The 20,879-nt window shown below is 70.7% G+C and carries 24 protein-coding genes; 10 read left to right on the top strand and 14 right to left on the bottom strand.

Translation table 11 applies throughout. The features are described from left to right. Positions 1–117 precede the first annotated feature (117 nt). On the top strand, positions 118–1,122 hold the full coding sequence (locus C9F11_RS41015) for a LacI family DNA-binding transcriptional regulator (protein WP_138965425.1): 1,005 nt from the start codon (positions 118–120) through the stop codon (positions 1,120–1,122). 147 nt (positions 1,123–1,269) lie between these two features. Then, positions 1,270–2,847 (top strand): FAD-dependent monooxygenase, encoded by a 1,578-nt coding sequence (locus C9F11_RS41010; RefSeq protein ID WP_138965423.1) that lies wholly within the window; start codon positions 1,270–1,272, stop codon positions 2,845–2,847. Positions 2,848–3,046: 199 nt separating this feature from the next. Here the strand turns inward: C9F11_RS41010 and C9F11_RS41005 are convergent, their stop codons facing one another. From C9F11_RS41005 to C9F11_RS40980, 6 genes are all read right to left on the bottom strand, one after another. Further along, the gene (locus tag C9F11_RS41005) at positions 3,047–3,661 is read right to left on the bottom strand and encodes a GrpB family protein (protein WP_249402096.1); all 615 of its coding nucleotides are present in this window, start codon (positions 3,659–3,661) and stop codon (positions 3,047–3,049) included. Positions 3,662–3,822: 161 nt separating this feature from the next. Continuing rightward, complete coding sequence (locus C9F11_RS41000) at positions 3,823–4,410, bottom strand: DoxX family protein (RefSeq protein ID WP_138965421.1); 588 nt, start codon at positions 4,408–4,410, stop codon at positions 3,823–3,825. 135 nt (positions 4,411–4,545) lie between these two features. Beyond that, positions 4,546–4,950 (bottom strand): hypothetical protein, encoded by a 405-nt coding sequence (locus tag C9F11_RS40995; protein WP_138965419.1) that lies wholly within the window; start codon positions 4,948–4,950, stop codon positions 4,546–4,548. 67 nt (positions 4,951–5,017) lie between these two features. Continuing rightward, positions 5,018–5,524: a GNAT family N-acetyltransferase gene (locus C9F11_RS40990; protein WP_138965417.1), complete on the bottom strand. Its 507-nt coding sequence runs from the start codon at positions 5,522–5,524 to the stop codon at positions 5,018–5,020. A 648-nt stretch (positions 5,525–6,172) separates the two neighbouring features. Next, positions 6,173–6,517, bottom strand: coding sequence for a hypothetical protein (locus C9F11_RS40985; RefSeq protein ID WP_138965415.1), 345 nt, complete (start codon positions 6,515–6,517; stop codon positions 6,173–6,175). 160 nt (positions 6,518–6,677) lie between these two features. After that, positions 6,678–7,271 carry a TetR/AcrR family transcriptional regulator C-terminal domain-containing protein gene (locus C9F11_RS40980; RefSeq protein ID WP_171076166.1) on the bottom strand — a complete coding sequence of 198 codons (594 nt, stop codon included), beginning with the start codon at positions 7,269–7,271 and terminating at the stop codon, positions 6,678–6,680. A 79-nt stretch (positions 7,272–7,350) separates the two neighbouring features. On the opposite strand from C9F11_RS40980, the gene C9F11_RS40975 reads away from it, so the two are divergent. From C9F11_RS40975 to C9F11_RS40950, 6 genes are all read left to right on the top strand, one after another. After that, complete coding sequence (locus C9F11_RS40975; RefSeq protein WP_138965411.1) at positions 7,351–8,619, top strand: FAD-dependent monooxygenase; 1,269 nt, start codon at positions 7,351–7,353, stop codon at positions 8,617–8,619. Positions 8,620–8,835: 216 nt separating this feature from the next. Then, positions 8,836–9,357, top strand: a complete 522-nt coding sequence (locus C9F11_RS40970; protein WP_138965409.1) for a MarR family transcriptional regulator — start codon at positions 8,836–8,838, stop codon at positions 9,355–9,357. A 118-nt stretch (positions 9,358–9,475) separates the two neighbouring features. Further along, entirely contained in the window at positions 9,476–9,937 is a 462-nt protein-coding gene (locus tag C9F11_RS40965) for a hypothetical protein (protein ID WP_138965407.1), read from the top strand. A gap of 52 nt (positions 9,938–9,989) precedes the next feature. Beyond that, positions 9,990–10,856 (top strand): NmrA family NAD(P)-binding protein, encoded by an 867-nt coding sequence (locus tag C9F11_RS40960; RefSeq protein ID WP_138965405.1) that lies wholly within the window; start codon positions 9,990–9,992, stop codon positions 10,854–10,856. Between the two features lie 143 nt (positions 10,857–10,999). Continuing rightward, positions 11,000–11,347: a DoxX family protein gene (locus C9F11_RS40955; RefSeq protein WP_138965403.1), complete on the top strand. Its 348-nt coding sequence runs from the start codon at positions 11,000–11,002 to the stop codon at positions 11,345–11,347. A gap of 595 nt (positions 11,348–11,942) precedes the next feature. Then, positions 11,943–12,869: a protein-L-isoaspartate(D-aspartate) O-methyltransferase gene (locus tag C9F11_RS40950; protein ID WP_171076015.1), complete on the top strand. Its 927-nt coding sequence runs from the start codon at positions 11,943–11,945 to the stop codon at positions 12,867–12,869. A 279-nt stretch (positions 12,870–13,148) separates the two neighbouring features. Here the strand turns inward: C9F11_RS40950 and C9F11_RS40945 are convergent, their stop codons facing one another. From C9F11_RS40945 to C9F11_RS40935, 3 genes are read right to left on the bottom strand one after another with little or no spacing between them, the layout of a single operon-like run. Continuing rightward, the gene (locus tag C9F11_RS40945; protein ID WP_138965399.1) at positions 13,149–14,093 is read right to left on the bottom strand and encodes an oxidoreductase; all 945 of its coding nucleotides are present in this window, start codon (positions 14,091–14,093) and stop codon (positions 13,149–13,151) included. Next, positions 14,090–14,698, bottom strand: coding sequence for a TetR/AcrR family transcriptional regulator (locus tag C9F11_RS40940; protein ID WP_138965397.1), 609 nt, complete (start codon positions 14,696–14,698; stop codon positions 14,090–14,092). Before C9F11_RS40940 ends, C9F11_RS40945 begins: the two co-directional genes overlap by 4 nt. After that, on the bottom strand, positions 14,695–15,138 hold the full coding sequence (locus C9F11_RS40935) for an ester cyclase (RefSeq protein ID WP_138965395.1): 444 nt from the start codon (positions 15,136–15,138) through the stop codon (positions 14,695–14,697). Before C9F11_RS40935 ends, C9F11_RS40940 begins: the two co-directional genes overlap by 4 nt. 1,215 nt (positions 15,139–16,353) lie before the next feature. Here C9F11_RS40935 and C9F11_RS40925 point away from each other — a divergent pair. Beyond that, positions 16,354–16,830: a hypothetical protein gene (locus C9F11_RS40925; RefSeq protein WP_138965393.1), complete on the top strand. Its 477-nt coding sequence runs from the start codon at positions 16,354–16,356 to the stop codon at positions 16,828–16,830. A 48-nt stretch (positions 16,831–16,878) separates the two neighbouring features. Beyond that, a complete protein-coding gene (locus C9F11_RS40920) occupies positions 16,879–17,568 on the top strand; it encodes a hypothetical protein (protein ID WP_138965391.1) in 690 nt (229 codons plus the stop codon). A 495-nt stretch (positions 17,569–18,063) separates the two neighbouring features. Here C9F11_RS40920 and C9F11_RS40915 read toward each other — a convergent pair whose 3' ends face one another. The 5 genes from C9F11_RS40915 to C9F11_RS40895 all read right to left on the bottom strand — a co-directional run bounded on the left by C9F11_RS40915 (position 18,064) and on the right by C9F11_RS40895 (position 20,608). Continuing rightward, a complete protein-coding gene (locus tag C9F11_RS40915) occupies positions 18,064–18,513 on the bottom strand; it encodes an SRPBCC family protein (RefSeq protein WP_138965389.1) in 450 nt (149 codons plus the stop codon). A 4-nt stretch (positions 18,514–18,517) separates the two neighbouring features. Continuing rightward, positions 18,518–18,823, bottom strand: a complete 306-nt coding sequence (locus C9F11_RS40910; protein WP_138965387.1) for a transposase — start codon at positions 18,821–18,823, stop codon at positions 18,518–18,520. A 21-nt stretch (positions 18,824–18,844) separates the two neighbouring features. Next, entirely contained in the window at positions 18,845–19,231 is a 387-nt protein-coding gene (locus tag C9F11_RS40905) for a hypothetical protein (RefSeq protein ID WP_138965385.1), read from the bottom strand. A 102-nt stretch (positions 19,232–19,333) separates the two neighbouring features. After that, positions 19,334–19,597, bottom strand: coding sequence for a hypothetical protein (locus tag C9F11_RS40900; RefSeq protein WP_138965383.1), 264 nt, complete (start codon positions 19,595–19,597; stop codon positions 19,334–19,336). A 141-nt stretch (positions 19,598–19,738) separates the two neighbouring features. Beyond that, entirely contained in the window at positions 19,739–20,608 is an 870-nt protein-coding gene (locus C9F11_RS40895; RefSeq protein WP_138965381.1) for an IS5 family transposase, read from the bottom strand. Positions 20,609–20,879 lie beyond the last annotated feature (271 nt).

Below are 20,879 nucleotides of genomic sequence, written 5' to 3'. Positions count from 1 at the left end.
TTACGTCAGACATGGGGCGAGGCGGTACGGGACCCTGCCCCTCTTCGGCGCCTCCGGGCGAGCCCTGTGGCCGTTGATAACGTTCTCCGGACATTGCCGAGGGAAGGGGGCACGGGCGTGGCTGACGTGACGCTCAGGGACGTGGCGCGGGCCTCCGGCTGCTCCGTCGCCACCGTCTCGCGGGTCCTCGCCGGAACCCGGCCCGTGGGCGCCGACACCGCCCGCCGCGTCCGGGCGGCCGCGGCGAGCCTCGGCTACCGGCCCAACCACGCGGCCCGCGCCCTGCGCAGCCGCGCCACCGGCACGGTCGGCCTCGTCCTGCCGCAGATCACCAACCCCTTCTACCCGGCCCTGGTCCGCGAGCTGACGCACGCGCTGCAGGCCGAGGGGCGCGCCGTGCTGCTCGCCGACTGCGACGACGACCCCGTGGCGGAGGCGGAGCGCATCGACGACCTGCTCAGCCGCCGCGTCGACGCGCTCCTGGTGATCCCTGCCGACGAGCGGCGCAGCCGGGACGCGGTGGCCGCGGCGGCGGCGCGGGTGCCGCTGGTCCTCCTGGACCGCCGGTGCGGTCCCGGCGTCGCCGACTCCGTGGCCGTCGACAACGCCACGGGCATGGCCCTCGTCCTGGACCACCTCGCGACCACCGGGCGCCGACGGCCCTGTTTCGTCGGCGCGCACGGCACGGCGTCGGCTGCGGCTGAACGGCGCGCGGCGTACGCGACCGGTTCCGGCGCGCTCGACCCCCGGGCGCCGGAGCGGGTGGCGCTCGGCGACTTCTCCGTGGCGTGGGGCCGGGCCGCCGTCGACGCGCTGGGGGAAACGCGTCCCGACGCCGTGGTCTGCGCGAACGACCTCATCGCGATCGGGGTGCTCCAGCGGCTGCGGGAGCTGGGCGCGGACGTGCCCGGCGAAGTCGCCGTCACCGGGTTCGACGACATCCCGATGGCGGAGCTCGCGGCCCCCGGCATCACCACGGTCCGCCAGCCGGTCGCCGAACTGGCCGCCGAGGCGACGCGGTTGCTCGGCCACCGCCTCGGCGCCGACGGCGGCGGACCGCGGCGGACCATACACCTGGCCCCCGACCTGGTGGTACGAGGCTCCAGCCGCCCCCTGTCCTGAGCGGGCTGCCGGTCGGCCCGGCCTCCTGAACACGTTCGGGCGCAATCGGCGGCACGGGCGTTGCGGCCCGCCACCGGGTCCGGGAAATTGACCTCATGCCGGCTCGGCCGCCGCCCAGGCCGCCGCACCGCCGCCTGAGGAGCCGACATGCCCGCAGTGGACGCCGAGACGGCAGTACTGATCGTCGGGGGCGGTCCCGTCGGGCTCACCGCCCGCGCGCTGCTCGCGCGCTGGGGCGTGCGGACGCTGCTCGTGGAGAAGCGCACCGGCCTCTCGCCCTTCCCCCGGTCCCGGCTCGTCAACGTGCGCTCGATGGAGATCTACCGGGGGCTCGGCCTCGCCGCCCGGATCGCGGACCGCGCGTTCGCGCCCGAGTACGGCCGCATCCGCTTCCGCGACACCCTGTACGACCGCGACTTCGCCACGGCCGCGATGATCGGGGTCAACGAGCCGGTGCCCGAGAGCCCCGTGATCGGCGTGCTCACCTCGCAGGACCGCCTGGAACCCACCCTGCTGGCGGCCGCCGACGCACCGGTGCGCTTCGGGGTCGAACTCGTCGACCTGGTGGAAGAGGCCGAGGGCGCCGTGGCCGTGCTCGCCGACCACGGCAGCGGCGAGCGCACCCGGGTCCGTGCCCGGTACGTCCTCGCCGCCGACGGCGCCCACTCCACCCTCCGGCCGCTCCTGGGCATCGCCACCACCGGCCCTGGTGAGCTGGGCCGTTTCACCACCGTGGTGTTCGACGCCGACCTCGGCCGCTGGAGCGCCGGCCAGCCCGCCGGGGTCTACTTCACCGCGCACGGGTCGTTCGGTCCCGTCCACCCCGAGGGCGGCTGGCTCTGGTTCGGGCTCACACCGGACGACGCCGCGCACACCGACTGGCCCGGTCTCGTCTCCCGTGCGCTCGGGCCGCGCGCCGGGGTGCGGCCCGAGGTGCTGCGGGTGCAGCACTGGGTGATGAACGCGTTCGTCGCCGAGCGCTTCCGGCAGGGGCACGTGGTGCTCGCCGGTGACGCCGTGCACGCGCTGCCCATCACCGGCGGCCTGGGCATGAACACCGGGGTCGCCGACGTGCACAACCTCTGCTGGAAACTGGCGGGCGTCCTGCGCGGATGGGCGGGGCCGGGCCTGCTCGACACCTACGGCACGGAACGCCTGCCCGTCGCTCATCGGACGCTCGACCAGACGGTGGCCGCCACCCGGCTCATGGTCCAGGTGCAGACGCGCCGCAACGAGCAGCTCCGGTCCGGCGCGGCGGCAGAGGACCCGGTCGAACTCCCTTGGTCGGAGCGGTACTTCGCGCAGCTCGGCCTGGTGCTCGGCGTCGCGTATCGCTCCGGGGCGGTCCTCGCCGACGGCCCGGCTCCGCCGGAGGCATCCGGCTCCTCCGAAGGGGGCACGGACTACGTCCCCACCGCGGAGCCGGGCCACCGCATGCCCCACTTCTGGCTCGCCCCGGGCCGCTCCACGCTCGACGCCTGCGGCGAGTGGTTCACCCTGCTCACCCCGGACCCGGCCCGGTGGGAGCATCTGCCCACCGCGCCCTGGCCGTTGCGGGTCGAGGCCCTCCCCCGCGCGCACACGGAGCCCTGCGGCCTGGGCCCGCAGGGGGCGCTGCTCGTCCGGCCCGACGGCCACGTCGCCGCCCGCTGGCCCGCCGCCCCGCCGAGCGAGGCCACGCTCCGCCAGGCCCTCGCGGCGGTCACCGGCTCACCGACCTCCTGACGGCTCCGCGCGATCCAGCCGCCGGGCGACGCCATCAGGCCGGGTTCCACCGCCCGGGTCGCCGCACGGCACTTCTGCCGCGCTCGTCCGTTGTCCCCGTCGACGGAGCCACAAGGGGCTCAACTCCGGCTGCAGCGCACCCGACTCGCGGCTGCCCCGCCACACGGACCTGCCCCCGGCCGCGCGGCCCCGCCCGTGCTCAGCCCTCCCGTGCCGCCCTCTCCATGATCTCCGCGACCACGTCCGACTTGGCGTCGGCGTAGTTCTGCGCATAGGTCCAGGTGCGGGCGGCGAGTGCTTGCTTGGTGCGGGCGTACAGGTCCCGGTCGTCGCGGTGGGCGCGCAGCCGGTCGCGGAACAGCAGCATGCGGGTCACCTCGGCGCAGCCGCGCGGGAACACGTGCAGGTTCGCCGAATCGGCGCCGGGCCCCAGGTCCTGCTTGCGCAGTACGCGGTGTTCGTACCACTCGGGTTCACGGATAGCGAGCCGGAATCCGATCCGTTCCAGGGCCGGTACGTACGCCTCCTCGTCTCCAGGGTCGGGGACGGTGAGCACCATGTCGACGATCGGCTTGGCGGTGAGGCCCGGCACAGAGGTGGACCCGGCGTGCTCCAGCTCGTGGGGTGTCGCGTCAAGCGCGGCGCGGATGCGCGCCGCCTCCCGCGCGAAGGCCTCGGGCCAGCGCGAATCGTACTCCCTGAGCGTCACCTGCCCGTCGAGCCGGGGCACTTCACCGACCGTGGCCGCCGCGATGCTCTCGGCGGTCATCGGCACGCGTGCCGGTGCTTCGTCCTGGCTTTCCTCTGCGTGCATGACGGCTCCTGATCGAGGGCGACGGGCCCGGCGGTGGGCCCTTCCACCCAAAGCGGAGATCGTTCCGCAGTCAAGTACGTTCTCCTCGCGTCGGCCCACGCCGGGGCGGCGGCCGCGGTCATGGCCGCGGGCGCCGCCCCGGTCCTGCCGGGAGTACCGCCTCAGTCGCGCAGGACGACCAGGACGAACGCGGCTGAGAGCGCGCCGAGGGCGACCGCCGCGACGCCCCTGGTGAACCGGTGGTCGCGCAGCCCGGGCAGTAGGTGGTCGGCGGCGACGCGGCCGGGTCCGGTCAGGGCCAGGGCCACGGCGCCGACGAGCAGGACCAGGTCGTACTCGACGCCCTCGGGGGCGAAGAAGCCGCCGCCCCACTTGGTGGCGATGGCGTTGAGCATGATGCCGAGGATGCCCGCACCCGCGAGCGGGGTGAGCAGGCCGATGGCGAGGCCGAGGCCGCAGAAGGTCTCGGTGAGGGCGGCGACCCACGCCATCGTCTTGGCGGCCTTGTAGCCGTCCGCGGCGAAGTGGTCGGCGGTGCCGTTCAAGCCGCCGCCGTCGAACCAGCCGAACAGCTTCTGTGTGCCGTGACCGGCCATGGTCAAGCCGACGGCGACGCGCAGGAGCAGCAGCCCGAGGTCGGTGCCAGGCTGGAGCGCGGGAGCGCCGGGGACGGCCCGGTGTGCGGCCGGCGCGCCGGGCGCGATCAGGCCCTCGGGCGGGGCGGGGGGACGCGAAGGGGACGAAGACATGCTGGAACTCTCCTTGGTGCACAGGGGGTTGCCGAGGGAGCCGCGCGGTCGGACACCGCGCGGGCGGGGACGCCCGGTGGAGCGGTCGGACGCCGCGTCCGTGGCGCGGGAAGCGTCGAGGGAGGAGAGGGCCCTCTACGTTCTGATGACGCGGGTTCTGTAGAGATCGACGGTGGTGGCGTCCGCGCCCTTCGGGCTCGGCGCGGTGGCGACGGGCACCGCGTCGCCGCTCGTCGGCGCGGACCGGGGCACGGGCGCGCAGGGCTGGTCGGGCCGGGGCAGCACCGCGCCCCGGGGCGCGTCCTGGGCGTCCCCGTCCTGGCAACCGCTGGTGTCGGGGCCCACCGAGGCCTCGACGGCCGGGCTGTAGGGACCTGTCGTGCGCGCGTGGTCGGTCTTCTCCGCCCCGGAGGAGACCGACGCCGCGCCCGAGCCCCACACGGTGAGCAGGCAGACCACGAGCGCCAGCAGACACAGGCCCGCGCCGCGCGCGCCGGTGTACCGCGCGCCGCGCCGGGTCCTGAGCTGTCGCCCGCTCATGCCGCCCGATCCTAGGTCCGGACCGCGGCGTTACTGAAGACTTCAATGAGCCTGTTGTGCCACGGCTTCACACCGGGCGCCGCATGCACACCCGCGGCCACCGGTCCAGGCCGTGGGCGGCCTCGTTCTGCCGCACCGCTCGCAGCTGTGGGCCGATCGTCGCCTCGTCGACGGTCTCGAAGCCGCAGCGGGCGTAGTACGGCGCGTTCCACGGCACCTCGGCGAAGGTCGTGAGGGTCAGCGCGGGGAACCCACCGGCCCTGGCGGTGTCGGCCAGGTGCTCGATGAGGGCGCGGCCGACGCCGCGCCGCGCGTGGTCGGGGTGCACGGACACCTGCTCGATGTGCAGATCGCCGTCGACGTGGTCCGCGAGGAGGTACGCGACGGGCCGGTCGGCGTCGTCGGCCGCGACCCAGGCGCGCCCCGCCCGCTGGTACCGCGCGAGCTCTTCGGGTGTGGGCGGCTCGTCATCGGCGATCTCCGGCATGCCGACGTCACGGAACGAGCGGCCCGCGGCCCTCTCGATGTCCTGGAGCAGGGGGAATTCGCTGGGGTCGACCACTCGGATACGCATGATCCAATTGTTCCCTATGGCCGCACGGTGAAGTACCGCCTGAGCAGCACGAACGGGCAGCAGCTCGTAACGCCGTGCACATCCAGTGCGCAGCGCTCGCTGTCAGGTCCCCACAAGCCGTTCGGCCGTGTACGGCCAGAGCGTCTCCGTTCTCACAAGCCGACTTGCCTTCCTGCGCAGTGAGGCCCTCACCGGTCACGACGGCTGCTCCTCCCTTTCCGTTCACTGCGTGGCGCCAAGGCGCTCTCCGGCACGCCGGGAGGTGCTGGGATGCCAAACACAACGCGTTCTCACGCGGAACAGCGTGCAGACCTCGTCGTTCGCAGCTGGGCCCGACGCCGGCGCCTGCACCCGGCCGGTGACGCAGCCGCTGGCCCCCCGCGCGAACCTGGCCACCGTCCCGTGAACGACGTAACCCGCCCACCACGTGGACCGCGTCCGCTGGCAGTGCGAGAGACGACGGCGACAAGCGACAGGCAACGCCACCCGGACAAGAGCGGCGCGGGCGGTGTAAACGCCCTCCGCACCGAAAGTGGTGGAGCCGCGCGTGCCGGAGCCCCGGACGGCGGGCCCCCACAACACAGGGCACCGGCGTGTGGCGCGGTCTCAGAACATAGCGGCACAACGGCTGCGGTCGGGAGGCGGACCCTATTCCGGCGTGGTGTTCTCTCGGGGCTCGGATCGTTCCTGGCGTGCGAGGGGCGGGAGCTCGCGGCGTTTTGCCAGACGGAACGCCGCGGCGCCGGTCAGGAAGGTCCCCGCGCCCGTGGCGAGCGTTCCAAGAGCGTTGATGACATCCGAGGCTTCACTCGACTGGGCCGGGCCGGGATCCTCGGGCGGCTCGCAGGGGCTCAGGCAGAAGTTGAGGCCCCGCGGGCGGTCCTGGTAGTCGGCGAGGAGGAAGTTTCCGGTGAACAGGAGGAGGAATCCGATGCCTAGAAGGAGGAAGGCGGCACGCCTGAGTTCGGCCCGCGTCCGGGGCTGCGTACGCATAGGGTTCATCGTCACCGGTCGTGCGACGGGGCCCAATACGCCAGGCTGCGTATCTCGGCCGCCTGCTGGGGGCGCCAGTCCGCCACAGCGACAGCGGCGAGCGCCAGCGGACGGAGTCAAGCTCGGCCGAACCGACTCGCCAGTGCTGCCTCGGCGGCGATCAGCGTCCGGGGTCCTGCTGGGCCCGGGATCCAGCCGCTGCGGTGCGTTGCACGAGGCCGCCCAGGATGAGGGCGAGGCCCTCCTCGAACGCCGATTCGTGGTCGATCTCCGGCACGCCGGCCCGTCGCTCCGTGACGTCCCCGGAGTCCGTGTCGGCCTGCTCTTCCAGGACGCTGCCGACCGTATAGCGGCTGGCGGCCAACATGGCCATCTGTGCGTCCCGTTCTGGCACGCCGGAGGTGATGAGGAAGGTCATCTTGTGGCGGATCCGGTCGAGGTCGCCGGTCGGGGCGCTGCCGGCATGGAGGCGTGCGCCATCGCGGCGCAGGAGCAGCGTGCGCCGGAAGCTGCGCGTGTTCTCCAGAAACCACTCGCGCCAGTCGTCCCCGGGCGCGGGGAGCGGTGCGTCGGCGTGGGGGGCCATAGCCGCCTGTGCCATGGCCGCGAGCAGGTCCTTCTTGGTGCGGAAGTGGTAGTAGAGCGAGGGCTGCTCGACGCCGAGGCGCTGTGCCAGCCGCCTCGTGCTGACGTTCTCCAGGCCCACCTCGTCGAGCAGATCCAACGCTTCAGTGACGACGGTCGCACGGTTCATCTTGGTCACGTTGACAATCTATCGGTGATAGAAGAATCTCGAAAGGAATCAATCACCGATAGATTTGGGGGTGATCGACATGACGAACAAGATCACGAAGTGCTCTCTGCGGATTCTCGTCGCCGGTGGCGGCGTCACCGGGCAGGCGCTGGCCTTCTGGCTCACCCGCGGCGGCCACCAGGTGACGGTCATCGAACGCTTTCCGGCGCTGCGCGCCTCGGGGGCGCAGGTCGACCTCCGCGGGCAGGGCATCGAAGCGGTCGAGCGGATGGGGCTGCTCGACACCGTCCGCAGTCGGCTCGTGGACGAGGCGGGCGTCGCCTTCGTCAACTCCCGCGGGAAGCCGAAGGCGACGATCATGGCCAACACCTCCGGCAAGGGCCGCCAGACCCTCACCTCGGAGTACGAGATCATGCGCGGCGACCTCGTGCGCATCCTCCACGACGCGGCCAAGGACGGCGCCGCGTACGTCTTCGGCAAGAGCGTCGACGGCTTCGATCAGGACGACCGCCAGGTCACCGCCCACTTCTCCGATGGCACGTCCGGCGCGTACGACGTGCTGATCGGCGCCGACGGCCAGGGTTCACGCATCCGCCGGGCGCTCCTCCCGGAGGGCTTCGACCCGTATTGGCGCGTCGGCATCCACATGGCTTACTGGTTCGTCCCGCGCATCGCCTCCGACAGCAACATCCGCGACACCTACATGGTCCCGGGAGGCCGCCAGATCATGCGGCGCAGCCACGACCCGGCCGAGACCCAGGTCTACTTCGTGATGCGAGAGGAGTCGGCGGAAGCCTCCGCGATCCACCGCGCCCCCGTCGAGCGGCAGCAGGACTTCTGGGCCGGCCGTTTCCGCGATGCGGGCTGGCAGACCGAGCGGTTCATCGCGGGCATGGAGACGAGTCCCTTCTTCTACTCGCAGGAGATCGCCCAGGTACGCACCGCCACCTGGTCCCAGGGGCGGGTGGCCCTGGCCGGTGACGCCGCACACTGCGCCTCCCCCTACAGCGGCATGGGCATCTCCGGCGGTCTGGTCGGCGCCTACGTCCTGGCCGGCGAGATCAACCGGCACGCGGACGACCTGCCCACCGCCCTGGCGAACTACGACAGCGTGCTACGGCCCTTCATCGACGAGATCCAAGCCCAAGTGAACCCCCGTCTGCTACGCGTCGGCATGCCCATGAACAAGCGCGCGATCAGCGCCTTCCAGGCCGTCACGGCCCTGGCTTGCCTCCTGCGCATTCCCGACCTCACCGCGCGCTTCGCGAAGGAAGAGCGCGGAGGCGACTGGCAGCTCCCCGACTACCCCAGCCTGCCGCAACGCAGTCGAGTTGAAGCCTCAAGTTGAGGAAGTGACACGTCCTTGAGGCGACAGCACCGGGCCATGACAGGAGACATCCGCAGACGACTGGGCACGTCACCCTCGTCATGGCACCGGTGACCAGGTCTGCGGTGAGGCCCCCGGCGCGGCGGGCCGCAGTCGGGGGCGGAGCCGTCCGGCGGCTGCGGCTGCGAGGCTCTCGGCGACTTGACCGGCAGGTAGTTAGCCGCCATATTACTTCTCATGAGTGACGAGGACGCGAACCCCGGCGCCGCACCCACGCTCGCACAGGCGCGGAAGCAGATCGCGCGGTACGGGCTTGAGGCCGATCCGCAGGCGGTGCTTGTCGCGGTGCGCCTGATGGCTGCCGGGGCGCGCCTGGACCGGGCGTCCGAAGTGCACTTTGCGCGTTCCGGGCTGTCGACCGGACGCTACCGCCTCCTGGTGGATCTCGAGGACAGTGACGGGGAGAAGTCGCCGTCGCAGCTCGCAAAGAGTCTTGGCGTCTCGCGCGCCACAGTGACGGGCCTGGTCGTCGGCCTGGAGCGAGAGGGCCTGGTGGCTCGCCGCGCCTCGACGGAGGACGGGCGGGGCGCAGTAGTCGTCCTCACGGCGCGCGGCAGTCAGCGGTTGCGCGATATGGCCGCGGACCACTTCGCACGGCTTGAGGCGCTGGTCGGCGGGCTGGCCGACGACGAACGCGGGCTGTTCCTCGACCTCCTGGAGCGGATCACTCAGCGGATCGGCGCACTGACAGCGGAATAGCCGCGGCAGCACTTCCGCGCGGGGCGGCGGCCTCGATCGCGCGGCAGCCTTTCCTGCACCCCAGTAGTTAGCCACCTAATCAACTGGTTAGCCAGCTAATTTATTTTGGAGGAGTTACATGAGTCCCCCTCCCAGAACCGCCCAGCGCGGTTCCGCCACGCGTCCGTTCACCCTGTGGAAGGAAGTCGCGACCGCCTACCTGGCCCCTGCGCTCACCGCCGGGCTCGGCGGATTCCTCAGCGGCCAGCCCGAACTGACCAGGGCCGCCTTCACCTCCATCGGGGCCACATCGGCCTTGGTGGCCTGCATCGTCGGCGTGTGGCTGCGCCGCCGTGGCCGACCCCGGCGCTGGACAGCCTCGGTGCCACGACCGGTACTCACCCTCGGACTTGCCATGACAGCGGCCGGAATCGCCGGCCTGGCCGGATGGTTCGGATCCGCCTGGCTGCCGTCGCACACACCCGTGCCCGATGCCGGATGGCTGGAGCGGCTGCGGATCGACCTGCCGCTGTCGGCCGGCCTGGCCGCCGCCATCGTCACCTGGCGGTGGCACGGCACGACATCCCGGCAACAGGCCTGACCCGGCCCTTCCCACCCGATTCTCCAGACGCCTCACTCACGAAAGGCACACTGTGATCACCGTCATCGGCGCCACCGGCGCCACCGGCAGTGCCCTGCTCCGGCGGCTCGTCGAACTCGAAGTCCCCTGCCGCGCCGTCAGCCGTACGCCCGACCATCTGCGCGCCGCCCTCGGCACGAGCACGCCGGTCGAGATCGTCGGTGCGGACGCCGCAGCCCCTCAGACGCTCCGCGACGCGTTCGAGGGATCCACGCAACTGTTCCTGGCCATGGCCAACAGCCCGCGCCAAGCCGAGCTGGAGACCAACGTGATAGACGCCGCAGCCCACTGCGGGGTACGGCACGTGGTCAAACTCTCCGCCCCGGCAGCCGAGCCCGCCTCACCGGTGGCCATCTCGCGCGGCCACTGGCGGGTCGAGGAACACCTGGCGAAAACCGAAATGACGGCTACGGTGCTCCGGCCCTACGCATTCATGCAAAAGCTGCTCCTGAACGCCCCAGCGATCGCCGAGGGCGTACTCATCGGGGCCATGCGCGAGGCACCCTGTAACTACATCGACGTCCGAGACATCGCCGACGTCGCCGCCGAGACCCTCCTGCGCCCCGGCCTTGCCGGCGCCACCTACACCCTGACCGGCCCGCGAGCCTTCAGCCACCCCGAGCTCGCCCGTCTGCTCGGCGAGCTGACCTGCCGCCCCGTTCGCTACCTCGACCTGCCGCCGAGCGAGTTCCACAGCCATCTCCTGTCGACCGCACATATGCCGCCCTGGCTCGCCAGCCACGTGGTGGAGATCCAGCAACTGGCCATCGCGCGCCCGGAATCTCCGAACGACACCATCGAGACCGTCCTCGGCCGCCCCGCCAGGACACTGCGGACCTTCCTCCGCGAACATCTCCACACGTTCACCAAGACCGTCTGAACGACCGCCCAACCGTCTGTCCCGTCTTGGGCCTGTCACATTCTCGGGCGCAGCCGCGTCAGACCCATGACGGCGAGGCCAGCAACGCTGGGAGGCCGTCGCAGCAAGCACCGATCCGCTCAGCAGTTCCCCGAGGAGTCCCCATGTCCACCACCGCCACCATCGTCACCGTGCTCACCGCCGCCTGGGTCGGCTTCTCCGGCTTCTCGCTGCTGCGCAAGGCCGCCTTCGTCACCGAACCCCTGACCCAGTACGGCGTACCCCAGGCGTGGTGGACCCCGCTCGGCCTGGCCAAGACCGCCGGAGCCATCGGCCTGCTGGTGGGCTTCGCGGTACCCGCGATCGGAGTGGCGGCCGCGATCGGCCTCATCCTCTACTTCGCCGGCGCGGTCATCACCGTCCTGCGCGCCCGCTCCTACAAGACCGTCGCCTTCCCCGTCCTCTACCTCGCCCCGGTCGTCGCCGCCCTCGTCCTCGGCTACACCGCCTGACAGCGAGCTCCCCTCCCCCGCGACACCCCAGCCCGCGACCGGCCCACCCAGCCGATCGCGGGCTTCGTGTCATGACCGCCCACCACTCCGGCCGGGCTGAACCCGGCCGAACATGCCCTTGAGCCCAGCTCGTCGAATCCGACTGGCAGCGGCAACCCAGAGGGCGGGCGCAGGCGGAGGACGCCTGACGCGTGGTCTGCCGGTGCGGCCATGGATGCCCCACACTGGCCCGTATCACCAGCCCAGAGGGAAGGAGGGCGTGCGTTGACCGCCGAAAGCAAGCACAAGGGCAAGCCCGCACCGATCAAGCCGTGGACCCCGCCCAGTCCGGAGCCCAATCCGGACGGGCAGCCCGGCGGCAAATAGGCGGGGCAGGCACGGTGGACCACAAGGCGTGGTGCCGGACAGTCCTGGAGGCCAAGGGCGTCTTCCGCACAGCGTGGCTGCGGGACGCGTTCGACGCGGTGGACCGCACCGCGTTCGTGCCCTCACGGTTCTGGGTGCCGGAGAAGGACAGTGCGGGCCGATACCTCCTGGTGGACCGTGAGCGTGACGAGGAAACCTGGCTGCGCGCCGTCTACGACTCCCACCGCTCGTGCATCACGCAGATCGACGACGGGGCCGTCGCACCGACCGGACCGGCCCGGGGGACTTCACGTCCTCGGTCTCCGCCCCCGACATCGCCTTCGAGAAGCTGTGCCACCTGGAACTCGCCGCAGGCCAGCGGGTCTTCGAGGTCGGCTCCGGACTGGGTTTCCATACGGCCCTGTTGTGCGAGCGGGTCGGCTCGCAGCAGGTCACCGCCAAGGAAGTCGACCCCGGGCTCACTGCTGCCGGCCTGGCCAACCTCAAGCGCGCCGGGTACACCCCGGCCGTGGTGTGCGGGGACGGACTGGAGGGGTGGGCGCAGCGGGCCCCGTTCGACCGGCTGATCTCCACGGCCGCGCTGCGCAACCGAATCCCCACCGCGTGGCGAGAGCAGATGAGTGACGGCGGGATCATCGTCACGCCGTTCGGCACCGCGTACGCCAACGCCGGACTGCTCAAGCTGACGCTGCGTGACGGCGTCGCATCGGGCCGCTTCGTGGGCGGCTGCTCGTACATGTGGGTGCGTTCCCAGCGTCCTGGACGCAGGATCGGCGAACTCGGCGAGGCCCGCACCACCGCCTCGGCTCTCGATCCTGGCGAGGTCATGCAGGGAACCTGGCAGCAGGACTTCGTGGTCGGCCTGCAGGTGCCCGACATCTCCTTCGCGCACCGCGGCGAGGGCCAGGACAGGGAACTCCAGCTGTGGAACGAGCCCGGCACCTGCGTGACCCAGGTCCGCTACGACGCGTGGTGGGAGCCGGGCGCGGTGACCGTATGGGGGCCGCGGAATCTGTGGGACGAGGTCGTGGGCGCCTTCACCATCTGGTGCGAACTGGGACGGCCGGACATCACCCGCTTCGGCCTCACCGCCGACGCCCACGGTCAGAGACTCTGGCTCGACAACCCACAGCAAGACATCACAAACCGCCTCTGACCAGGAGGCCCCGCCATCGCCCCCCCTGCCCCACTCCCGCGCGCCACGCCCTCTGAACCCCAGCAGACCCCAGCCGCGCCGCCGACAAGCCCTCCCCCGGAGCAGGGCCGAGGCGAGCCGGTGCAGGCGAAGTCGAACCAGCCGCCTCCGAACCGGCTGCCGGCCCTGAAGTCGAGCGCGGCGCCACGGCCTTGGGCAAGTTGCCGCCCTCCTTGGGGCGGAGGGTCACGGTACCGGTGTACTCGATCATGATCAGGGTGCCGTCGACGGCGGCCCACCCTAGCGGCCGCCAGTATCGGTGAAGTCGTAACGGACTCCGGTGAGTTGCTCCGACAGGTCCCACAGGCGGCGGGCGGCCTCGGGATCCGTGGCGGATTCGACTGGCTGTACGAGGGTGGGGTGGCCCTTCGCCTCGTTGCGTCCGTCGGGGCCGATGAATTGCCCGCTTCTGGCCTGCGGGGCGGCGGCCGCGTAGAGCTGGTTGAGCGCGCCCGTCTCCACGTCCTGGGCGACGAGGCGGTTGGTGACCCTGAGGATGGCCTTGAGCAGTCCGGTCGGTCCGGAGGACTGGAGGTTCGTGGCCGAGTAGCCGGGGTGGGCCAGGACACTGCGGACCTGGACGGCGCTCGTACGCAGTCGCCGGTCCAGTTCGAGGCCGAACAGCACGTTGGCGTACTTGGACTGCGCGTAGAACGCGCGCGGTGAGTAGGACCGTTCGCCGTCGAGGTCGTCGTAGTGGATGGTTCCGTTCTTGTGGAGGGTCGAGGTGACCGTCACGACGCGTGGGTCGCTTCCGGTCCGCAGTCGCTCCAGCAGCAGGCCGGTCAGCGCGAAGTGCCCCAGGTGGTTGGTGGCGAACTGGGACTCGAACCCCTGCTTGGTGAGGGTGCGCGGCGGCATCATGATCCCCGCGTTGTTGACGAGTACGTCCACGGGTGCGTCGAAGGTGTCGGCGAAGTCGTGGACCGAGCGCAGGTCGGCCAGGTCCAGGGTGCGCAGTTCCAGGGAGGGTTCGGTGAGTTCGCCGCGGAGTCTGTCCAGCGCGGCTCGGCCTTTGTCCGCGTTGCGTGCGGTGAGCACGACGTGGGCGCCGCGGCGGGCGAGTTCTCGTGCGGTGACGTAGCCCAGGCCGCTGTTGGCACCGGTCACGAGGATGGTGCGGCCGGTCTGGTCCGGGATGTCGTCCGCCGTCCAGCGGGCGGGGACGGCGGGGCTGGTGGTCATCGGGCATCTCCTTCTTCTGGCTGCTGCGGGGTGCGGAGCAGGTCGTCGACGCTGGCCGCGAGGAGCCGGTGCAGGTGGGCGCGGTCGACGGGGAGTTTGCGGATGGCGTGCAGAGCGGCGAGGCCGTGCGCGGTGGCCCAGATACGGGCGATGCGGTCGTCGTAGGGGTCCGCGACGCCCAGGGCGTCCGCGATCACGGCGCCGACCGCGTTGCCCTCGGTGACGGTGTCGGCGGCGGGTACGTGGACGCCGCCGAGGCCGTACATCACCTGGTAGACGTCCGGCTCGTCGAGCGCGAAGTCCAGGTAGGCGGCCGCTGCGGCCTGGACCGACGTACCGCCGGTGCGCATGGTGTCGGCGAGCCGGACGAAGCCGTCCTTGACGAAGGCCAGCAGGATGTCGTCCCGGCCCTTGAAGTAGCGGTAGGCGTAGTTGGTGGAGTAGCCGATCCGGTCGGCCAGGCGGCGCATGCTCACGGCGTCCCAGCCCTCGGCGCGGGCCAGCTCACGGGCGGCTCGCAGGATCTCGGTCCGCGTTTCGGCACGTTCCCGCTCCCGGCGCTGCCGGGACTTGGAGGGCTCGGGCTGCTGTCCGGGAGGTGTCATGACGCGTCGCCCTCTTCCTGGCTCCGTGCGCCGGGCATGGTCATCGGTGCGAGCAGGCCCAGCTGGGTGAAGAATTCAAGGGTGTTGAGCTCGTCCCAGTGCTCGACCGCCATGCCGTCCTGTACCCGCCAGATGTCCAGCGAGCGCATCTCCACCGGGCGACCGGTGGGCTCCTCGCCGAGCAGCGACCCGAGGTGGGTGGCACGGTAGGTGAACCTGCCGGCCACGCGGTCCCCGTCGACCAGGACGTCCTCGAGGGTCACGCGGGTGTCGGGGAAGGCGGCGAACCAGCGGCCCCAGAAGGCCCGGTTGGCCTCCCGGCCGTCCTCGACGTACGGGTTGTGGTTGACGTAGTCCTCGGCCACGAAGCCGTCCACGGCATCGGGGTCGTGGCCGTTCATCAATGCGGCGAATGCGTGCGCGACGGTCTGCTCGGACATCGGTTCCTCCGGTCGTTGATCTGGTTACACCGTACACGCTGTGTACGGTGTAACCAATAGTGGATGTGAACTTGTTCGACGTGGGCGCGGAGCATCCGTACGGCGGCGGCGGGTGAGGCGTCGGCCTGGCGGCGGCGCACGATGCGGGACCGCTCAACCGGGGCCAGTTGACCGACGGCCGCCGCCTCCAGCCCGGGGAACGCCCGCAGGCTCAGCGCCCGCACCGCCTGCGTCTGCCGCTGCACCGCTTCCGCGACGGCCGGGTCGACATGGGCTGAGGCACAGCGGCCTGGTGGGCGGCGAGCGCCCGCCGGAAGCCCGGCGCCCCCACCCCGCGAGTCTCCACCGGCACCTGCAGAGCGGCGGGCGCGGCGGCCGGGGACTTCCGGTACGGGCTGGCACGCGGGCACGGCGCTGACGGGCAGGAAACCCGCACGGTGCACACCGCGTCGGCGCCGACCAGCCCCTTGGCCGCGGCGACGATGCGGGCGGCGATCAGGCGCAGTTGGGAGGCGCGGGCCGGGGAGCGGGGCGAAGGTCCAGTTGGCCGGACTTCGAATGGAGGGGGGCGACCGCCTGTACGCGGTCGGGCAGTTGCGGGGCGACGGCCGACCGCGATGTCCGGCCAGCGGTCCAGGACGCCGCCGACGGCCGGGACCCCAGGCCCGGTCGGCCATCAGACCCTGGAGCACGGGGGCGAACCCGGACGACTCCCGACCGTCGGCGTTGCACAGCCCGAGCTGGGCCCGCCACGGCCCCGGGCGTCGCTCTGTCCGCGCTGTTTGGCGACTTCACGAGCGACGTGCAATTGCCGAGCCGGAGCAGCAGATCCTCGGGTGCCGCACCGGGCTCGCCGAACGGGACGAAGGCCTGGCCGTCGTACGCGTGACCGGCCGAGAGCTGACGCCCCGTCGAACCGCTGACGAGATTTGCAAAAGGGAATACTTTTCGCCAACCTTCGCCGCGAGGTGCACCGACTCCTCATCGCGGGTCTATGCTCCTGTTGAACACGCACAGACCACGTGCGAGCTCAACGACCTCTCCGGAGGCGTATGCTCGCTCCGAGTTGCTGGGGGAAACATCGTACGTTTACTGCACAAGACTGCCATGGCTGGTACGGCCGTTGCTTGTCTCACGGCACTGCTGACACCTGGGGCGGCGTCTGCCGCGGAGGAACACACCAACCCCTCCGAGTCCCCCGCTGACATCCAGATCATGTCCAACGACGAGTACGTCAAGACCTTCGGTGTGGAGCAGGCCCTGGCCGAAGGAGTGCCGCTCCCCGGAGAGATAGACGGGGCGGGTGAAACCGCCGCGCTTCCGCCTGACCCCTCCATCCCCTGGTACCGCGTCAACTGGTCGACACTCGACTGGGACCACAACGACATCCCCACTCGTCAGGGAACCAACGACTTCGGTGCCCATCACATAGCGAAGAAGCACAACGTGACATCGAAGAAGTTCATCAACGCGCCCTACAACGGCAACGCCGACCGAGTCCACGGAACGCGCGCCGAGTACGACGGCGTGATCACCCATGGCAGCCAGGTGCGCATGAACATCTTGGGCTCGGCCGAGCGAGGTGAGAAGGGACCGAACGGCGTCCATACCCCTGATGGACGTCCTATCGGCACCATCACGTCCTACTGCAAGGGGCAGACAGTATGCCCTGACTGGGTCAACGACATCTGATCAGCGCGATGCACTTCAGCAGGCGCGGGAGTGGAGGATCCTGAAAGCATGGACGTTTTCCCCTCCCGCGTCTTGCTGACGCTCCGCCGCTTCATCGGCACCCCGCTCCCTGGGACGGACTACTGCGTTCAAGCCGCCCACCGAAGCGGCAACGATCACTGCCGGGTCCGCTTGGCGAGCCCGACCAGCGGCTCGTTCCTCGCGGACCTTCCCGAACGATGGCCGGACGGGCAGCAGATCGGCGACTGGTGGTACGTCGGCGCCCTGCGTCACGCAGCGCAGAGCGCACGGGACCAAGGCCTTCCCCCCGTGCGCGACGATGAAGACCTGCCCGTAGTCGACCTCGCGGACGTGGAGTCGGCAGGGCTACTGGCCAGAGACATAGAAGTCACAGCTCAGGACGCGCTCGACTACGTGATTGCCGACCTCGTGGGAGACCCGCTCTGGCATGACGCGGCAGCGTCCGCTGCTCCGGACCTCTACCGTCTGGTCGGCTTCGACCTGCGCACTCCCGCTGTCCTGCGTGTCTATCTGTGGTGCGACTACGGCACCATCGGCGTGGACCTTGCGGTGTATGACGATGACGCCCGCCGGCCTCGCAGCGTGGGATGGTGGGCGTCGACCAAGCTCATCGCCATCCTCAACCCGGATGACCGCGAGACCCTCCCCGCCCACCGCGCGGACGGAGTGACAGACCCCCTCTGCGACGCGGTCTACGACCTGACCGAGTGGGCGTGAGGGCAGCCGCCACGGCACCGCCCGCCTCGCGGGTGCCGGTGAGGCGGGCGGACGGCACGGTAGAGACGGCCCTCTAGATGGCGGCCGCAGCTGCATGGCAGAAGTACAGCAACCGTCAGCGCATGGACGAACCCTCCTGGACGCCTGGCACAGGCCCCGGCGCGGCTCCCGCCGGACCGGGCCGTCACCATCCAGCGCGCCGCCACCGGCAACCACGCACACCCGCCGCACCGTGCCCTGGCTGTCCAGGCAAATGCGGCGCACGTACCAGCGCTGGATGAGGATGTCGCGGCCACCGGCACGGACAGGCCCAGCACCGGCGCGCTCAGAGGTCGTTTCATCCTGTTGTTTCATCCCGGGATGCGGCTTTGATGTGTTGGTGCCGGGTCACGCGCCCGTTCTGCTTCCTCCCGCAGTCCCTCCGTGCGCACCCGCGCCGTGGCGGCTGCTGGGGCGCTGTACCGCCCTGAGGGCGTGGTGGTCGTCAATCGGGGCTCAGCGTAGGGCGCTGGCGAGGTAAGCGTTGCGGGTTTTGATGAGGCGGGGCATGTACCAGCTCAGGATGGTGTGGTCGGCGACGCGTCCGAGAAGTCCGAACGGGGAGGCAAAGTCGATGACGTCCCTCATGAGGGTGCCGCCGGTGCCGTCCGGCTCGAAGTGATGACTGTGATGCCATCGCTTGAAGGGGCCGGCATCCTGTTCGTCCACGAAGCGCCGGGGCGGGTCATACGCTGTAATCCGGGCGGTGAGTCGCCAGGTCAGGCCGAAGTGGCGGGCCTGGAAGGTCACCGTGTCGCCGAGTGAGAGGCTGCCTCGGGTCCTGCCGCCGACCGCCCGTTCCGACGAATCGGCCATCGATCGGGTGTGCGCTTCCACGTCGAGGCATGCCTCGAATACCTGGTCTGGGGGTGCGGCGATGGCTGTCGCGATCTCGAAGTGCGGCACCGGGTCATCGTAGGAAGGCATGCTTGATTGCCGGTCGGCGGGGCCGGTGGGATCGAGCGGTGGCGGGCGTCCAGGGGCTGCCGCGCATGGCTTGCACATGGACGGCGAGCAGGGGCTGGTCGTGGCGGGCCAGGGTGGCGAGGTAGGTGCGGATCGCGGCGAGGTCCTGGGCGCCTTGCAGGGTCCGCAGACATCCGGAGACCTGGATCCGCAGTCTTCCCATCCTGATTGTCTGTTCGGTGGGGTTGTTGTCAAACGGCAGCCGCAGGTCGTGGGCCCAGCGCAGGTAGTCCTCCCGGTGCCGGTGCAGGCGCGTGAACCAGACGTCCTCTCATTCGTCGCCCGCAAGCAGGAAGTAGATGAGCCGCCCCGCTGCGGCGAGCGCTCCGGGTCCGGAGACGACGAGAGCCAGAACGACGAGGTCGCTGGCGCCTCCGGTGAACCAGAGAAAGAGACCCGCCATGGCGAGCAGTACGCAGACCAGCCAGGTGACGTGGGCCCGCGGGGCCGTCTCCCGGTCGAACGGCGGCAACAGGCCCAGCGCCGCCCCCATGACGGGCGCCGCGAGGGCGAACGCCATAGGTCCGGCGACCGGCACGAGCAGCACGGTGAGCAGGAAACTACCCGCGAAAGCCCCGCCGAGCCTGGACCAGCGGCCCGGGCCCGCCAGGAAGAGGACGACCCCCACCAAGCCCAGAGACGCGATGATGCCTGGCATGTGTGCCCTTCCCGGAGTCGACGGCGCCGAGGCGGACGGTCCGGTTCCCCGCGACCCTCGCGGAAGCGAGCGGTACTGCTCCCTGCGCAGGCTATGGAGCAGTCACACCGTGGTGCCGGGCGGGGGTTCTCTTGTCGGGTTCGTCCGGGGCGTCGGGCTCGTCGGGCTCGTCGGGGCGGAGAGAAGCACCCCGAGGACGACGGCTCCGACGAGCAGGGGCACCGGCAGAAGACCGCCCTGGACGGAGTCGATGCCGTCGACGCCGTGCCCGGCGCCGAAGAACCAGATCACGCTGCCGCCGATGACGAGCAGCCGACAGCCCTTCTCCCGCAGGATCCGCATGCCCGCCCACAGCATCAAGGGCATCACGAGCACGGTGCCCCGCACGAACGTGATGAGCCACTTGCCGGCGCCCGCCCATGAGTCCCCACCGCTTTTGGCAGCCGCCTGCTGCTCGGCTCGTGCGGCAGCGAAGCCCGTACTCAGAGGTCGCTCTCTCCCGGCGTTTTATCCCGTGCTGCAGATTTGGTTTGGTGATCTCGGGTCGCGCCAGGAGACGGTGCTCTCACCGGGGAGGCGGCGGGCCATGAGGTCGGTCATGGCCAGGTGAATCATGGCTTCCGAACGGGCCGGGAGGGTCTCGTAGTCGCGGGCCAGGCGGCGGTGCAGCATCAGCCAGCCGTACATCCGCTCGACCGCCCACCTTTTCGGGATCGGGGTGAACCCCCTGGTCCCGGGGGCGCGTTGGACGATTTCGAGGTCGACGCCGAGGGTGGCGGCGTGCTCGATGAAATGCTTGCGGTAGCCGCCGTCGACCCAGACCTTGCGCAGGGTGGGGTGGTTGGTGGCGGCCTGGTCGAGGAGCTCGCGGTCGGCGGTGGAGTCCTGGACGCGGGCCGCGGTGACCAGCACGGCCAGCAGCAGGCCGAGGGTGTCGATGAGGATGCTGCGCTTGCCTCCCACGATCTTCTTGCCCGCGTCGATGCCCTGGCTGCGGGCGGGGACGCTGGTGGAGGTCTTGACGCTCTGCGCGTCGATCACGCAGGCCGACGGCTCCGCGTTCCGCCCTTCCTGCTGTCGGACCAGGTCCCGGAGCAGGCCGTTGAGCTGGGCGAAGATGCCGTCCTTCTGCCATTTGGCGAAGTAGCCGTAGACCGTCTGATGGGGCGGGAAATCGTGCGGTAGATAGGCCCACTGACAGCCGGTGCGGTCGACGTACAGGATTGCGTTCATGATCTCGCGCAGGTCGTGCTGGGCGGGCCGGCCAAAGCCCAGGGCCCGGCCGTGGCGCTCGTATCGCCAGGCGGACAGCACCGGCTCGATCAACTCCCAGCGGGCATCGGACAGATCGCTCGGGTACGCGCGACGTTCCGTCATGACCTGGGCATACCGCTGCCGATGGGCGTGCGCCCAGGCGCGCGTCCTACCGTGCTGAAGCACGGGACGGACCAGGGTGTCCTGGGATGAGACAGGCGCATGCTGACTCCCGCCCCATGCGCCACACCATCCGTCCCAGCATGCGCAATCAGCCTGCCAGCGACACCAGCACCACACCACCACCCTGCGCAAACCATCTGATATCACCGCGCTAAAGAGGAAAACGACCTCTCAGCTTGGGATTTATCCTCGCTGGTCGAATTGCGCCTCG

Source organism: Streptomyces sp. YIM 121038 (genome assembly GCF_006088715.1).
Classification (GTDB): domain Bacteria; phylum Actinomycetota; class Actinomycetes; order Streptomycetales; family Streptomycetaceae; genus Streptomyces.
This window is presented reverse-complemented; position numbering and strand designations above follow the sequence as displayed.